The organism is Paenibacillus sp. V4I3 (assembly GCF_030817215.1).
Classification (GTDB): domain Bacteria; phylum Bacillota; class Bacilli; order Paenibacillales; family NBRC-103111; genus Paenibacillus_E.
Genome location: NZ_JAUSZA010000001.1, coordinates 3,892,658 through 3,909,234, shown reverse-complemented (window position 1 = coordinate 3,909,234; position 16,577 = coordinate 3,892,658). Strand labels below are relative to the sequence as shown.

Genomic DNA, 16,577 nt, shown 5'->3' with positions numbered 1-16,577 from the left:
TACATTAGTATAGTATAGTAATATAAATAAAACAACACAATTTTCCATTATTGTTTGTTAAGTTATTATAATGTAACTAAATTGCTTTTTTAACATTTTCCCTGACCCCTTGATAAAATAGGTTCATTTGTCTCTTTTCGAGACAGTTTATACCAATCAATTTAAGCAATAAACGATAGAATCTTGCGGATCCTTCTAGGACTTTTATCACGTATAAAAAAAGCTTCGTCACGACTTCCTAACAAGGAGTCCGACAAAGCTTATTTTCACACCCTCAGTTGCGGTGCATTCAGGCTACGAAATGGTTTGTGCAGGATCCATATTCCCCTGTGAATGCAGATATAATTGCTCGTAATAGCCACGGAGAGCAAGTAATTGAGCGTGGTTCCCTTCTTCAACAATTTTCCCCTGACTCATCACAATGATGCGGTTGGCATGCATAATGGTCGAGATGCGATGCGCAATGACAAGTGTCGTTCTTCCCTCGGCTACGACCTGCAGCGCGGATTGAATCAACTGCTCCGTTTGGGAATCCAAATTCGCTGTAGCTTCATCTAGAATCAGTACTTTCGGCTGAAATACGATAATTCGCGCGAACGAGATCAGCTGTCTCTCTCCTGCGGAAAGCCCGCTTCCTCTCTCGGATATGCGTGTCTCATAACCATCCTTCATTCGTGAAATGAGAATGTCTGCCCCAACCATCCTGCATGCCTCAATAACTTCCTCACGTGTAATGGTTTCATCGAACATCCGGACATTGTCTAGAATACTGCCTGCATATAAATACGGTTCCTGCTGTACAAGTCCAACCATACGATGTAATACGGCCTGCGGGATATCTCGAAGATCCGTGCCATCAATGCTGATACTTCCCTCCTGCACATCATAAAAGCGGCAAAGCAGACTAATCAGCGAGCTTTTACCTGCGCCCGTCGTCCCAACAATACCGATCATTTCGCCGGGTTCAATATGAAGCTCTAGATCCTCAATAACAGCTGTATCCTTCAAATATCCAAAATGCACATGATTGAAATGAATGTCCCCCTTCACGTCGGACAACGAGGGCCACAACACGCCTTCCTTATCCTTAACTTCCGGTTGAATGGAGAAGATATTCCAAATTCGATTGACAGACACCGTCGTAGATTGAAGGGTATTCCACTGCTGTGTAATGTTATTAATCGGTTGAAAAAACTGCCGAATATACGTTATAAATGCATACAAAACACCGAATTCAATTGTTTTATCAAAAACGGCAATACCGCCAATCCAAGTAATAAAGGCTACCGATAAATTGCCCAAAATATCAAAGGAACGATTGAACAAAACATTGGTACGAATTTCTCTCAAATTAGCACGGAAATACCCCAGATTCCGCTCAGTGAAGCGATTCATCTGTTCCTTCTCTTGATGAAAAGCTTGAATGAGATGCATCCCAGATAAATTCTCAGCGGCAAAGGCAACCATTTGAGACAACTGCGTCCTCGAGAGCTGATAGGTTTTGCGCATATATCTGCGAAAGCTAACCGCTATGAGCACAATGATGGGAATCACAATCATGCTGTACAGCGTTAGCTGTGGGTCTAGATGATACATCAGCACGATGATGAATATGAGTGTCATGCCATCGCGAACCAGACTTAAAAGAACCTGCGTAAAAAACTGATTCAGCGTTTCCGTGTCACTAGAAACATGCGTAATCAGGCTGCCGCTTGGTGTCCGGTCATAATAAGACATCGACTGCTTAAAGATGTGCTCGAACAAATCCTTGCGTATTTTGGCGACGATGCTTTGGCCAGCAAACTGCAATAAATTGTTCTGCAGATAACTGAAGAATAAACTGCTGATAGATAGACCTGCATAGAACAAGCAAATGAGCAGCAGTGAGCGATAATCATTTTTCCCAATCATCAAATTATCATCAATCGCGATCTTAACCAGATACGGCTGAAACAAATCGGCTGCTATCCCAAGTAACGCGCAAAATAAAACAGCTGCAAAGGTAAACCTATGCGGTTTGGCATAAACGGATAAAGAACGAAAGGAAGATCGCGTCTTCTGCCGCTCCTCATTGCTTTTGTTACTCTGTTTGGGCATCGTCGCTACCTCCCTCTTGTATCGCATGAAGCTCGGCGTACAAGCCTTCTTGCGCAATTAGCTCTTCGTGCGTGCCGCGCTGCACAATCCTGCCTTCGTGAAGCACGATAATTTCATCCGTATGCTTCAGAGCGGAGATCCGATGAGCAATCCAAATGGTCGTTTTGTTCAATCGCTCTTTGCGGATCGTATCGATGATGTGCCTCTCCGTCACGGAATCTACAGCACTAACACTATCATCTAGAATCATCAAAGGAGAATCCTTAATGATCCCTCTAGCTAAGCTTGTTCGTTGACGCTGCCCACCTGATAAGGTGACACCGCGCTCACCCAGCTTCGTCTCAAACTTCTCAGGAAATGACGTAATGCTGGAGAGGATTTGTGCTTTCTTGGCAGCACGCTCAACCTGTTCTAAGGGTAATTCTCTTTTATAAAAGGCGATGTTATCGCGAATGGTCGTGCTAAATAAGAACCCCTCTTGTGGAACGTAAGCGATTTGATTTCGCAAGCTTTCTAATGTCACATCGCGAATATCCGTATCCCCAATCCAAACCGTCCCCTCCGGTGGGTCGTATATCCTAAGCATTAGCTTCACCAATGTCGATTTACCGCTGCCTGTTTTCCCGATAATGCCAATGGATTTACCAGGTTCAATCGTCAGTGTTATGTCATGAAGCACTTCGTCCTCATCATCAGGATAGGCAAAGGACAAGTGTTCAATCCGAATTCCCTCGTGATCGAGATCGGATATTTGCGCGAGCTCGTTTTGCACAATTTCGGATTTCAAATCGAGCAGCTCGTTCATTCGTTCAAGCGAAGCTCGAGAGCGCTGCATGGCGTTAATGACGCGGCCAATTTGCTGTAAAGGGTTTACCATCATCCGTATGTATAGCGTTAATTCAACGAAATGGCCAATCGTAATTCGCCCTTGAATGGTCAAATAGCCCCCGAAAGCAATCGCGATGATCAGCGATACTGCGCCCAGAAACGGAATAAGTGCTTCAAATAAGGAAGATAGCCGAACCAATCTTAATTGGTTGTCGCGAATCCGATCTACCGTTTCGCTGAATCTACGAACCATGATCGGTTCCACAGCGAATTTCTTGGCTACCCGTATGCCGCCGAATTGTTCCTCGGCCGATTCCGTCATTTTGCCCAATGCTTCTTGTACCTGCAAGGAATGCTTTTTAATAATAGGCTGAAATCGAACGGTTAGAACAGGAATAAGCAATAAGGGCAATATACAGACGAGAATTAAATAGAGCGGGATCGAACTGAACAGCATCATAACAATGACAGCCGTGATCAAAATCGCAGAGTTTATCACGTGGTTAATCCCCATGGAAATCGATTCTCGAATGACAGTTACGTCATTCATCACATAGCTCAGCAGCTTACCAACGCCGTTCTTTGAATAAAATGTTGCGCCCAGTTGTGTGAAATGGTTAAACAGGCGGTTTCTTGAAACAAACTCGAAGCGTCTTCCGTTACGCATGATCATATACTGACCAATGGCTGCTAAAACACCGAATGTAACGCCAATCATCAGCAGCTTTAGACTGTAGTCAACAATAAGAGTTTTGCTCAAAAGTCCTTGCTGCAGCTGGTCTGTAAACATGCCAAGCAGCTTGGGGTAGTACGAGTGAACAATGTTACCTAAAGAAATGGACAATGCGGCTACAACGTACAACGGCCATTTCTCTTTGAAGAAATCAACCAATAACCGTGTAGACTTCAAAACAACATCACTTCCTACTACAAGTTTGTCTAGCAAATGAGGTATTCCCGATCCATCTGAACATGCGGTCATGTATCCCTTTACAGTATACGCCTAATCAGATGTACTTCCTATATCAGATATTGACGTTATAATAAGAGAAGTTGTCTTAACTTTACAACTTAGCTTAGGGAGGAGTAAGATCATGGACTTTCTTTTGGATCGCATAGATAATAAAATCGAGTTTTTTCAAGCTTATGATATGAAGACGCTGGAAAGGCAAATCAACGATCAAATCGATAACAACAAGGCTTTATTGCTGGACGTGTTCGCGATTCAGCATCACATCGTGTTCGACCCGAACGCTGGTAAAATGCTGTATAGCGCAGTTGTGCATTTTAAGGTTAAATAACTAGATAAACCGCTTACTTACACCGCTCTTGGACTAGAATATTTGTCACAGTTGATGCAAGCAAGCCCAAACGTGGTGTTTTAAACATTTACTTGCCTGATGTTGTACTTTTTACAGCATTAGGTAAGTAAATCCACATTATTCCTATCCATTGTTGTAAAAAGAAAGTACAACAATCTCAGCAAAAAGTAGCTCAAAAGCAGGAATGAAGGCTAAATTGTTGCACAACATACAACATCTTCCGTTTAACAAGAAGAAATCATGGAAATTGTTGTACGATGTACAACTTGTGTAACAAATCTTCTCCAATGTAAGTAAAATGCGATAAAAAAACCTTCAGCTCCACTCTAATAGTGGTGTTGAAGGTTTTTTGCTCAGATTTTGGGATTGCTCGATTGGTGTTGCCACTTCTTGTTCTCACTCGGTGTTGCCCTTTAGTGACAACCCTTCGTTCCTGTTCAAACTCCGCTAAGCGGAAGCCCATGTTTGATAAATAGCTCCTCCATGGCAAGCTTAGCCTCAGCTTCGTCGGGGCCATGAATTTCTAAATGGTACACCTCGTTGCTGAAGAGTGTAATGCTTAGACCAAGAATGCTTTTGACATCGATGAAACGCTTGCCCACTTTGATAACAATGCTCGATTGAAATTGATTTGCCACTTGGTTGATTTCTACAATCGCTCTTGTCCCTAAACCACTCATATGGATCCCCCCGACCTGAATTCGCGCGGCATTCTCCTAGCCACTCCGGTTCTTATTGCTGCTTCAATGACCCCTGTTCGAATACGTCTAACTACCTCTTGATTGAAAACACTCGGAATAATGTACAGCTTGTTCAATTCTTGCGGGGCTACAACAGAGGCGATAGCAGCGGAAGCAGCTAGCTTCATTTCCTCATTAATTGTCGTAGCCTGGCAGTCTAACGCGGCTCGAAAAATGCCTGGGAAGCATAGGACATTATTAATCTGATTCGGGAAATCAGACCTTCCGGTCGCTATTACGCCTGCAATGTCTTCAATCTCATCGGGATGAATCTCCGGTGTCGGATTCGCCATCACGAAGACAATGGGATGCGGCGCCATCCGCTCAACATCGAGGCGCTTCAGCACACCACCGGAGGATAATCCGATAAAGACATCGGCCCCTTCAATAATTTCGTGCAAGGAACCCGTTAGTCGATTCGGGTTGGTCCGTTCCGCGTACCAGTTCCACATGGGATTGCTATACGAAGTGCTGCTCACCAAAGCTCCTTCTCGATCAACTCCGATCAATTCTTTGACACCTGCTGCGAGTAGTATGTTGGAGCAAGCTATGCCAGCCGCCCCAATGCCACAAATGACAACCTTGGCTTCGTTAATCGATTTCCCAACGACTTTCAGTGCATTAATGAGCCCCGCATATAGAACGACTGCCGTCCCATGCTGATCATCATGGAATACAGGAATATCAAGCTCTTCGCGCAGCCTTTCCTCAATTTCAAAACAACGCGGCGAAGAGATATCCTCTAAATTGATCCCGCCAAAAGCTGGGGCTAGATTCTTAATCGTGGCAATAATTTCTTCCGTGTTTTGCGTGTCTAAGCAGATTGGAAAAGCATCGACATCCGCGAGCTGCTTGAAGAGCATCGCCTTACCTTCCATGACTGGCATAGCTGCGTAGGGTCCGATATTTCCCAAACCTAGTACCGCACTGCCATCCGAAACAACAGCAACCGTATTCCGCTTAATTGTAAGTTTGTACGCATTCTCCTGCTTCTCATGAATCGCCATACAAACTCGCGCAACATCGGGTGTATATACCCGAGACAGATCGTCCCGATTCTGAATCGGCACCTTAGGCTTCATCTCGATCTTGCCACCTAGGTGAAGCAGGAAGGTGCGATCCGATACATGAACAAGCTTTACACCCTGAAGCAACTTGATGGCGCCGGTGACGGCCTCCAGTTGAACCTGTTCGGATGCTGTGACAGTAATATCACGAACCGTCCAATTTGGGCCTGTTTGGATAACGTCAATGGCAATAACATCCCCACCATTTTCCGTAATGACGGTGATTAATTGTCCAAAATGAACGGCTTCAGTTTGCAGCTCCACGCGCAGAATAATGCTTTTGCCACCAATCGTGTCTTTCAAAGTGAACTCCTCGTTTCTACGGGCATCATGCCTAAAATAATAGTTTCGATACGTACACGACTACGGTAACAGTCAAGCTGCTGAGTAAAGTAGAAAGAAGGACCACTTGAGCCGCGTATTCCGGGTGATTCCCGTATTCCAATGCAAATACCGCGCTGTTCCTTGACGTGGGAAATGAGCTGGCGATAAGCAAGGCTTGTGCGGTTGTCCCTTCTAAATGAAGCAGTAAAATCAAGATTAGTGCGAGAATCGGTGAGACAACAAGTCTTCCGAGAAGGCTGAAAATAAGTGCGCTGCTAAGCTGCTTAAACTGCAAGTAAGCACTCTGTGCACCTAGCGTAACTAGTGCTATAGCAAGGAAGGCGTTAGATACATTCTGGAGCGGATGCCATATGAATGCCGGTATTGGAATCGCTAGAATATGCATCAGTAACCCAAGTAAAAATGCAAGAATCATTGGGTTTTTCAAAAGCTCTCGCAGCATCTTCTGTCCTTGGCTTTGAGCGGAAACAGCATTAACCAACCCATATGTATTGGTTAAAAGGTTTTGATAGATGGTTACAATAACTTGAACAGACAAGCCGACCGGGTTCCCCTGAAACACTAGCTGTGACACCGGCAAGCCGAAATTACCCGAATTGCTTAGCACTACACTATTCGAAAAGCTGGAGGACAAGCTTTTATCAAATTTAGCTAACTTTGCAGTTCCTACACTCAGCGCGATTAAAGCAATACTTTGCAGAAGCAAAAAGCTAACGATTTGCAGCAGCGTACTCCATTCCAGCTTACTTTGATAAATATTCGTAAAAGAGACGGCTGGAAGTAAGAAATACGCATTGAGCTTAGACAGTGTACTCATATCGAAATGAAATACACGATGCATAAAAGCCCCAGCTCCAATTAATATAAAAACAGGTACAATGACATTGAGCACGATAAGAAATAGTACGTCCATCTGAATTCACTCCATGAAATGAAACCCCTAGTACACAAGGTAGAGGCTGATTGGTATCAGAGCTCCACCCAGCATCATAGGGGTTTTCGTCCAGCTTATGCTTCTTCGTTTACAAGAACATTCTTGCCTCTCATCTTTAGGATTAACGGGATCGTCAACCAAAGGAAACCGATAATTAAGAAGGCGAGGGAAACAGGTTTTTGTAAGAAAATCATGAAATCTCCATTCGAAATGGTCAATGCTCTGCGCATGTTATTTTCCAGCATCGGTCCAAGAATAAGACCAAGTACCAGTGGTGCTAACGGGTAATCATTTTTCGATAAGAAGTACCCAACAAGACCGCAGCCCATAATCAAGAGCAAATCAAACGTTGAATATTGAACCGCGTAAACTCCGAATACGGAAAACACGATAATTAATGGAATCAAATATTTCGTTGGTGTTTCAATGACTTTGGCAAACACTTTGACGAGCGGCATATTCAGAATAAGCAGCATCAGGTTACCCACGAACATACTGGCAATAACGCCCCATGCGAGCTGCGGGTGATCTTGGAATAACAAAGGACCCGGCTGAACATTGTACATAATGAAAGCACCCATCAGAATAGCAGTTGTCCCGGATGAAGGAATGCCGAGTGTCAAAAGTGGAATCATGGCGCCGCCTGATGCCGCATTATTCGCAGCTTCCGGAGAAGCTACACCTTCAATGGCACCCTTCCCGAATTTCTCGGGATTTTTACTGATTTTCTTTTCTACAATATAAGCGAAAAAGGAGGCAAGAATAGCACCGGCACCAGGTAAAAGCCCGATGAAAAATCCAAGAACTGAGCCTCGAGCGATAGGTGCCGCGCTATCTTTCAAATCCTGCTTCGTTGGTAGGATTCGATTGATTTTGGCCAATTCTCCATCGTTACCTTCCCGCTGTAGAATGGTCTTGAATACTTCACCGACAGCGAAAGTACCTACGGCCACGGTAAGGAATTCCAAGCCCTGATAGAGCTCCGGAATATTAAATGTAAACCGTTCAACGCCGGATACATTATCAATCCCGATCGTTGCGAGCAGCAGTCCGAAAGCTGTCATCATTAAAGCTTTGACCATAGATTTACCAGCTAGACCGCTGATTGCGAGTAAGCCGAGAACCATGAGGGAGAAATATTCAGCTGGGCCAAACTTAATGGCAACTGCCGACAAGGGCCTAGCTAGGAAGATAAGGCCTATTAGAGAAATAATGCCAGCCGCAAAGGAACCGATTGCCGAAATCGCAAGCGCAGCACCGGCTCTGCCTTGTTTAGCCATCTGATAACCATCTAAGGTCGTTACTACGGAAGAAGATTCTCCCGGTGTATTCAGCAGGATGGAAGTCGTCGAACCTCCATACATCGCTCCATAATAGACACCAGCGAGCAGAATAATGGAGCTCGTCGCGGCTTCTTCAGGGCCTAATCCTGCGGTCATAGTCGCTGTAATCGGGATTAACAGAGCTACACCGCTCATGGGTCCAATCCCGGGTAGGACACCTACCACTGTACCAATTAATACGCCTAGAAAAACAAACACGACATTGTGCCACTGCATTGCAGTACCCAAGCCATGAAGCACATAATCAATCGTGCTCATTTCAATAACCTCCTTAGAGCTTGCTTTTTAGCAAACCCACTGCGTAAGCGATATCTTAGAAGCCTAACCAAGTTGGGAATCCAGGAAGCGACCCATCCAATCCATTCACATACAGCGAATACACCCCGTAGGAAAATGCAGCTGAGATCAAAAGTGAAACCCAAACTCTACCTTTTTGCATCGTTTGGAACCCAATCATTAAAAAGAGAAACGTGGAGATGACGAATCCGATATCTTCCAGAAATAACGCATATAGGACTGCTGAAACGAAAATGATACCAAATCTTTTGTAATCCAAATTTTCTTTATGCTTTTGCGTTTGCTGCTTGCGGAATGTATCGTAAATGAGACGAATGCTCATTAATGCTAGGAAAGACCCCAGCATCATTGGGAATATATTTGCGCCTACATTACTGCCATATGCACTTGTTGAAATGCTCCTGCTGCCGATCACAAATGTGGTGCCGATAGCGAAAAAAACGATACCTGCATAACGGTCAAACATGGTATTCATATGCCTTCTCAACCTCCCGCCCTTCGTGCATGGGAAGAAGTCAAATTCGCTTCTCCCCAGCATCCAAAGGCTCTCTTATTTCTGCATACCCAAAGCTGTCAACATATCTTTCAATTGCGTTTCTTGCTGACCTAGGAAAGCTTTGAAATCATCCGCTTTTTTATAATCTGTTTCCCAGTTGTTTGCTGTCATTTCTTTTTTCCATGTATCGGAATCAACCATTTTCTTGATCGTATCTTCCCAGAACTTTTTCGCCCCAGCGTCCATATTCTTAGGTCCGAAGAAGCCGCGCCAGATTAAGAACTCAGCGTCAACACCTTGCTCTTTCATCGTTGGAACATCTTTCATGCTGCCACCAAGTCGTTGCGGAGATGCCACAGCAAGCACTCTGATTTTGCCAGCTTTTACATACTGATCTAAGGAAGATGCATCAGTTCCAAGTACATCCGCATTACCGCCAAGCAATGCTGTTACCGCTTCCCCGCCGCCATCATAGGATACGTATTTCACCTTTTTCGGGTCGATACCGTATTTGAAGGCAGGAAGAATGGAAACCAGATGATCCATAGAGCCTGGTGCAGAACCACCAGCAACCGTCAGTTTCGTAGGATCCGCTTTCATATCATCCAACAGTGATTTCAAATCTTTATATTTTGAGTTTGCCGCAACCGCAACTGCGCCATAATCCTTCGTCAATTGAGCAAGTGGCGTTGTATCTGTATAACCGTATGGCGTGTTGCCTTCTTTTTTCAGATGGTTAATAAGAATAGGCGGTGAGCTAACGAACAATTTGTAATTGTCTTTCACATCTTTCGTAGCATATTCCGCCATGAAGACGGTACCGCCTCCACCCGGTTTATTTTCAACCGAAATCGGCTTATCAAGTGCTTTCGTTTCCGACAATACTTTGGCAATCGTACGAGCCGTCATATCCCAACCGCCGCCTGCACCGGATGGCGCGATGATGCTCAGCGCTTTTTCTGGATATTTGGATGCCGCTTGTGCTGGTGCTGTTGTTTCTTTGGCCTTGTCACCCGTTGCGTCTGTTGGTTTAGCTGCCCCATTACCGCATGCTGCCAAGGAGATTGCTAATAAACTGATCGATGTTACTTTCAAAGATGCTGCTAAGACATTTTTTATCAAATGAAACCCCTCCAACTTTTTGGTGTTAAATGTGAATCCGCTTTCTTTGAAGCGCTTTCAGAATATCACCTGAATAGAAATTTGAGAAGTTTAACAAGATTAATTATAATAACATCGTTTTGGGCATTTTGTTCATATTGTTCACGACGGCTCCAACGCGTTTTCCCTCTAAATGAGAGCGCTTTATGATACAATACTAGCAAAAACGGGGGGCTTTAACTCGGAATGAGGCTGCAAACCAAGCTAATCTTGATTATTTGTTCACTGCTTGTCTTCATCATCCTAAGTCTAGGCGGCATTTTCTATTACCTGATGACTTCCGCCCTTGAGGATCAGATTGGTACACGCGCCTTGAAGGTAGCGGAAACCGTGGCTAGTATGCCAGAAATAAGGCATGCCTTTCAATTAAATGACCCCTCGGCCGTCATTCAACCCATTGCGGAGTCGGTTCGTGAGAAAATAGCTGCGGAATACATCGTTGTTGGGAACCGCGAAGGTATCCGTTATTCGCATCCCCTGCCTGATCGAATAGGCAAAGAAATGGTCGGTGGAGACAACGGTCCCGTTCTCGAGGGGCAATCCATTATTTCTAAGGCTATAGGGTCTCTGGGTCCCTCACTCCGCGGCAAAGCTCCGGTATTTGGCGACAATGGTCAAGTGATTGGTATCGTATCCGTCGGCTTCCTGACTGAGGACATTGCACGAATTACCACTGCGTATCAAACACGAATTGAGATGATCTCTTTGATTGTTCTGCTCATTGGACTTGTCGGTTCTGTCCTCATCGCCAATAACGTCCGACGTTCCATTCATGGCTTAGAGCCCAAGGAAATCGGCGCATTATATACCGAAAAGAAGGCGATTCTAGAGTCCATACGCGAAGGCATCATTGCGGTAAACCGTGAGGGTATTATTACGATGGCAAATCGCTATGCGCTTCAGCTGCTGCAGCTGCCTGTCACAGCAAAGATTACTGGAAGACATATTGAGGACATGATACCGAATACGAGATTGTATGAAGTCGTTCGTTCGGGTAAAGCTGAATTTGACCATGAAATGCTTATTGGCGACCATGAGGTTATTGTGAATCGGGTACCGATTATTGAACGAAAATTAGGCGTGACCGGTGCAGTTTCAAGCTTTCGTAGCAAATCAGAGCTGTATCGATTGGCCGAAGAATTGTCTCAGGTCAAACGCTTTGCAGAGGCGCTTCGCGCACAAACGCATGAATTTTCGAACAAGCTATATGTGATATCTGGATTAATCCAACTGGAATCGTATCAAGAAGCTGTCGAACTTATCTCACGGGAGGCCGATGTGCATCAGAATTGGGTACAATTCATTATGCGAGAAATCCCAGATCCCATGATTGGCGGGCTGCTCATTGGTAAATTTAATCATGCGCAGGAATTAAAGATAACGTTCGAAATCGATCACGAAAGCTCATTCAGCGACATCCCAGCTCAAATTGATCGAAATATGCTCATCACCATCATTGGTAATCTCGTTGACAATGCCATGGAAGCTGTACTTGCTGGTGGCGATCAGACGGAACCGTATGTGAAATTATTTCTAACCGACCTTGGTGAGGATCTTATTATCGAATGTGAAGATCGAGGGGTAGGAATTCCTGAGGAAATGAGTATGGCTGTATTTGAAAAAGGCTTTTCGACCAAAGAGGGGGAACACCGCGGCATTGGACTCGCTTTGGTCCAGCATGCTGTCGGAAAGTTGAGTGGATACATTACGTTTCATAAAAACCCCGCAGGCGGCACAATTTTCACCGTTGCGATTCCCAAGATCCCTGATCTCAAAGAAAGGAGTCTGCCCCATGAAACACCAGAATCAAACCGTTGAAGTATTAATTGTAGAAGATGATGAGAAAATTGCCGAGATTAACAGACGATTCATAGAAAAAGTAGATGGATTCCACGTTGTCGGTATCGCTACGGATCTGGGTCAAGCCAAGGAGCAATTGGAAATTCTGACTCCGAATCTCGTCCTACTCGATGTCTATTTACCGGGCGCCAACGGCTTAGAGATGCTTTCCTTCATTCGGCAGCATTACCGGGAAACAGACGTCATTATGATCACAGCTGCCAAAGAAATAGACGCCATTCGGGATGCTATACGGAGCGGTGCGTTTGATTATATCATCAAGCCGCTCGTCTTTAATCGGCTTCAAGAAACGCTAGTGCGCTATCTGGATTTCCATCGTGAACTAAGTCGGATGAACCAAAGCGGCATGATCAATCAGAGCGATGTTGATCGGCTTATGTCAGGAACTTCCAAGAAAGAAAACAACTTGGACACCTCTTTCCTGCCCAAAGGGATTGATAAGCTAACGTTGGTAAAAATCGTACAAGCGATTTCTAGCGCATCCGGCGGCTTGACCGCTGATCAGATCGCCAAAGAAATCGGTGTCAGCCGCTCCACCGGCCGCCGCTACCTCGAGCACTTAGTCAGCTCAGGCGATTTATACGCCGACCTGTCTTACGGTGTGGTCGGTCGTCCGGAGCGGGTTTACCGGAGGAAAAACGCTTGATTGATAGAGTTATGCACACTAGGCCGTGGTGTATCGCCGAAAACTAGCGTTGACATTAAACAAATTTCAGGCAAATACTCCTAACTAGGATCTGAACGTCCTTTTCTGACTTCTCAGCTGGAGTTAGTTAGTTCTTCACTTTGAGAGGACGTTTTTGGTCCTCACAGCTCGATTTCCAGACCAATAATCCTACATTAAACCTCAAACACGCAAAACCTCAAAACCTACGGCTTTAATCGCCATTTCGGCACTTTCAGCTTTACAACAAAGTTTACTCTCCTCTGAGAAGACCTTTTTGGTCCTCTCATCCCAATTTTCAGTCCAATACACCCCCACCTAGGATCTGAAACGATAAAATCTCCAAACAAAAACGCCGGCCTAACCAACCGGCGTATCTTAAGTCATACCTCGTGACGCTCCACAATCCCGTCCATGCCGTCCGGGATGCGGATCTCCACATCCACGCTGCGCGGCGCCCAAACCTGCAGCCGCATCACGCGTCCGTCCTCCTCGAGTCGCCAAGCGACATCGATCCGTCCCTCCTGCGGCAGTGGAACAGTGCCCCTCGCCCACTGCAAATCCGCAGGCTGCGGGGCAACAACGACCTTCCGCCAGCCTTTGTCGGCGGGAGTGACACCAAGCACATGCGCGCCTAAGAAATAGCCCGGCGCTGCCGACCACGCATGACAGTGACTTCGCGTCAGCATGTCAGGGTTCGCTCTATTTTCCGCGAAATTCGGGTACATTTCCCAGCAGGTCGTGGCGTCATATTCAATCATTTGCCCAAAATGCTGCCGCATATCTGTGATCATACGATCAATACCGATGCGGCCCATTTTCGCGAGAGCCTCATAATAAAAGAAGGACATAAACGGACTCCCGATTTGAACAAAATCCGGCGGCGGAGCAAACAAATATATCTTCATCTGCTCTGCACGTTCGCCCTCAGCGACACCACATAAGTAAGCAATAACCTGCGTCTGCATACTAAAAACAGTCGAAGCTCGGCTATTCGCATGGATACAATCCAAGTATGCACTGCGCTCCTCGCTCCATAAATGCTTGTTAATTGCTTGGCTCAGACGAAGCGCTTTCCCTTCATATTCTGCTGCTTCTTCCACATCGCCAACGACTTTCGCCAACTCTGCCGCGCTTCGCAGCGTTTTGACCAGAATCATATTCTGGTGGGTGACCACCCCATTATTCGGCTGATCAATCGGTGCCCAGTCCAGCAAGTTCCAGCCTTTTATAAACAACAATCCACGATCATCCAATTTTTGTTCATAATGCTCAAGGGTATAACGAATATGCGGCCATAAGTCTCTCGCAAAAACCTCATCGCCTGTATGCTCGTAATATTCAAAGCTGGCCAACGCCCAGAAAAACGTCCAGTTCGGAATGACGCTGCTCCACCCACTAGGAACCTGATCCACATATAACGGTGTTTGTGTGCTGGAACCAGGCACTAACCGCAAACACCGCTCGACTATCTCCGTAGCTCCGAACACGTAATAATTGACTAATGCCTCGTTCCGGCTGTCCCCAACCCAGAAAACCTGTTCATAAGCTGGACAATCTACGAATGTATCTTCCATACAAAGTCGGGTTGTGTGTTTACTAATCTGCCATATATCGTTCAAAAGCGCATCTGAGCTCTGGAACTTGCCTATTTCTGCTATAGGATAATTACTTTGCTGCACCTGTACGCCGTACATTTTGACTGCTCTTGCAGCATTCCTTGCCGTAACCATCAAATATCGGAACCCTCTGCGTACATAAGACGTATACGATTGACGCCCTTCTGAGCACGTGTAACGCAGCGTATTGTCTAAATCAAACGTGTCTTGACGCCACCCGTCGCGCATGTATTCATAGCCATAGAAATCAAGTATGGTTCCTTCTGCGGCATCTACTTCAAACTGTATAAAGCCAGAAAACTCACGGCCAAAATCAAGAATGATTTCCGTATCCGCATCATCATATCTCGGTAAAATAGCCGAATTCATACTAGGGATGACCGCTTGCTGCAAAGGGTAAGGCACAGCTTGCGCCAGCGCTTCTTTTTTCCAGACACTGAGTGCAAAAATAGAATCCCTGCTCACCAATTCCAGTGGGAAAGGGCGAACCCAATCCGTATAGCGGCTAAGGTCCCTAGCAGTAGAAAGACTGCGAATCTCCACATAGATCTTAAAAGCAGGATTGGCATCTGCTTCCAACTCCTCCCTTCGATCATCACCCGCTGAAGATGACCCATAGCCTACATATGGTTGTAAAGTTTCACTGCTTTCCTGGTGATCAATGTATTCAAAAGATGCAAAAGGACCGATTGAAATAAATGGTGAAGTATCGAGGCCTGCCTCCACTAACGGAGAAACGACCTCAAAATAAGCATCGCAATCAATGCCAAATTGCAGCGTTCGGCCATGATCAACACCCGTCGTTTCCAACAAGATGAGATTGTCTCCTGCCTTCAGCTCAATCTCGGCATACCTTTCCGGCAATACACCCGTATAACGCTCTTCATCCAGCCACTCGCCATTCACACTGCATCCCTTCACAGTACTCGGCTGTACGAGTCCTAATACAGCTTTTACGGCCTTGTCGGTTCTCACTACCGTTGCCATATACCCAGCAAATCCCACTGGATTCGCATGATTCACACTGTCTGGCACCATTTGATTACGGACATCAATCGAGGCAGTCCATGCAACGGGCTTTACCTGGTGAAGGGATTCGATACGAACCGGCCACACGAGTTCCTCAGTAAGGAATGGAATATCTCTCGGCACAAGACGGCTCCAAGGATCTATACCAACTGCTCCAACGATAGAGGCTTGATCCCATACAGAATCATCGTAATCTGGCAAATACCAATCCGCTCTCCAAGCGCTCGCATCCATCCGCTCAGCAAAGCCTTGCTGACACGACATCCGCCCAGAGCGGCTATCATACCCAAGATGCAGCGAGGTTTTCCAGCTTTCGTCCGTCACCAGCTCTACGACAGAATGACCCTCACGCTCACGCTCACTCTCTACTTGCACTAACAAACCGCCGCGTCCGCGCAAATAATAGAAATTAGACACACCGAAATGGAGTACCATGACCCCAATCACATTAGGTCGTCCTTTATGCAGCAAGTGTCCAATTTCATAAGTATCATAAGACTGCTCGAAAGGCCATGAACGAACAGGACCTCGTCCCACTTTGATTCCATTCACATATAAAGCGTATCGCGAATCAGCAGTAATGGATATCTTTGCTGCTCCCCAGCCTTCAGCGCCCACATTGAATGTCTTTCTGAAACACCGCCACTCATTTCGTGGACTTGCTTCACCATTCCCCCAAACCCATTGAGCTTGCCAGTCAGTTTTTAATTGTCTCATTTCAGCTGCCTCCACCAAAAATAATGATTGTTACTTCGATGCCTTTATTTTATGATGA

At 45.6% G+C, this 16,577-nt stretch carries 12 protein-coding genes; 3 read left to right on the top strand and 9 right to left on the bottom strand.

Annotated features, from left to right (window positions below):
• Positions 1–294: 294 nt before the first annotated feature.
• Positions 295–2,097, bottom strand: coding sequence for an ABC transporter ATP-binding protein (locus tag QFZ77_RS17810; protein ID WP_307441501.1), 1,803 nt, complete (start codon positions 2,095–2,097; stop codon positions 295–297).
• Positions 2,081–3,835 carry an ABC transporter ATP-binding protein gene (locus QFZ77_RS17805; RefSeq protein ID WP_307441500.1) on the bottom strand — a complete coding sequence of 585 codons (1,755 nt, stop codon included), beginning with the start codon at positions 3,833–3,835 and terminating at the stop codon, positions 2,081–2,083. The genes QFZ77_RS17810 and QFZ77_RS17805 overlap by 17 nt, the downstream gene beginning before the upstream one ends.
• Positions 3,836–4,019: 184 nt before the next feature.
• Here QFZ77_RS17805 and QFZ77_RS17800 point away from each other — a divergent pair, with 184 nt between their 5' ends.
• Positions 4,020–4,226, top strand: coding sequence for a YrzA family protein (locus tag QFZ77_RS17800; protein WP_307441498.1), 207 nt, complete (start codon positions 4,020–4,022; stop codon positions 4,224–4,226).
• Positions 4,227–4,684: 458 nt separating this feature from the next.
• Here the strand turns inward: QFZ77_RS17800 and QFZ77_RS17795 are convergent, their stop codons facing one another.
• From QFZ77_RS17795 to QFZ77_RS17770, 6 genes are all read right to left on the bottom strand, one after another.
• On the bottom strand, positions 4,685–4,927 hold the full coding sequence (locus tag QFZ77_RS17795; RefSeq protein ID WP_307441497.1) for an HPr family phosphocarrier protein: 243 nt from the start codon (positions 4,925–4,927) through the stop codon (positions 4,685–4,687).
• Positions 4,924–6,357, bottom strand: coding sequence for an NAD-dependent malic enzyme (locus tag QFZ77_RS17790; RefSeq protein ID WP_307441496.1), 1,434 nt, complete (start codon positions 6,355–6,357; stop codon positions 4,924–4,926). Before QFZ77_RS17790 ends, QFZ77_RS17795 begins: the two co-directional genes overlap by 4 nt.
• 31 nt (positions 6,358–6,388) lie before the next feature.
• Positions 6,389–7,312: an AEC family transporter gene (locus QFZ77_RS17785; protein ID WP_307441493.1), complete on the bottom strand. Its 924-nt coding sequence runs from the start codon at positions 7,310–7,312 to the stop codon at positions 6,389–6,391.
• A 95-nt stretch (positions 7,313–7,407) separates the two neighbouring features.
• On the bottom strand, positions 7,408–8,934 hold the full coding sequence (locus QFZ77_RS17780; protein ID WP_307441491.1) for a tripartite tricarboxylate transporter permease: 1,527 nt from the start codon (positions 8,932–8,934) through the stop codon (positions 7,408–7,410).
• Between the two features lie 55 nt (positions 8,935–8,989).
• A complete protein-coding gene (locus QFZ77_RS17775) occupies positions 8,990–9,448 on the bottom strand; it encodes a tripartite tricarboxylate transporter TctB family protein (protein WP_307441490.1) in 459 nt (152 codons plus the stop codon).
• A 75-nt stretch (positions 9,449–9,523) separates the two neighbouring features.
• The gene (locus tag QFZ77_RS17770) at positions 9,524–10,591 is read right to left on the bottom strand and encodes a Bug family tripartite tricarboxylate transporter substrate binding protein (RefSeq protein WP_307441489.1); all 1,068 of its coding nucleotides are present in this window, start codon (positions 10,589–10,591) and stop codon (positions 9,524–9,526) included.
• A 225-nt stretch (positions 10,592–10,816) separates the two neighbouring features.
• On the opposite strand from QFZ77_RS17770, the gene QFZ77_RS17765 reads away from it, so the two are divergent.
• Entirely contained in the window at positions 10,817–12,448 is a 1,632-nt protein-coding gene (locus tag QFZ77_RS17765) for an ATP-binding protein (RefSeq protein WP_307441488.1), read from the top strand.
• A complete protein-coding gene (locus QFZ77_RS17760) occupies positions 12,423–13,136 on the top strand; it encodes a DUF977 family protein (RefSeq protein ID WP_307441486.1) in 714 nt (237 codons plus the stop codon). Before QFZ77_RS17765 ends, QFZ77_RS17760 begins: the two co-directional genes overlap by 26 nt.
• A gap of 401 nt (positions 13,137–13,537) precedes the next feature.
• Here QFZ77_RS17760 and QFZ77_RS17755 read toward each other — a convergent pair whose 3' ends face one another.
• Positions 13,538–16,519 (bottom strand): family 78 glycoside hydrolase catalytic domain, encoded by a 2,982-nt coding sequence (locus QFZ77_RS17755; protein WP_307441484.1) that lies wholly within the window; start codon positions 16,517–16,519, stop codon positions 13,538–13,540.
• Positions 16,520–16,577: the final 58 nt, after the last annotated feature.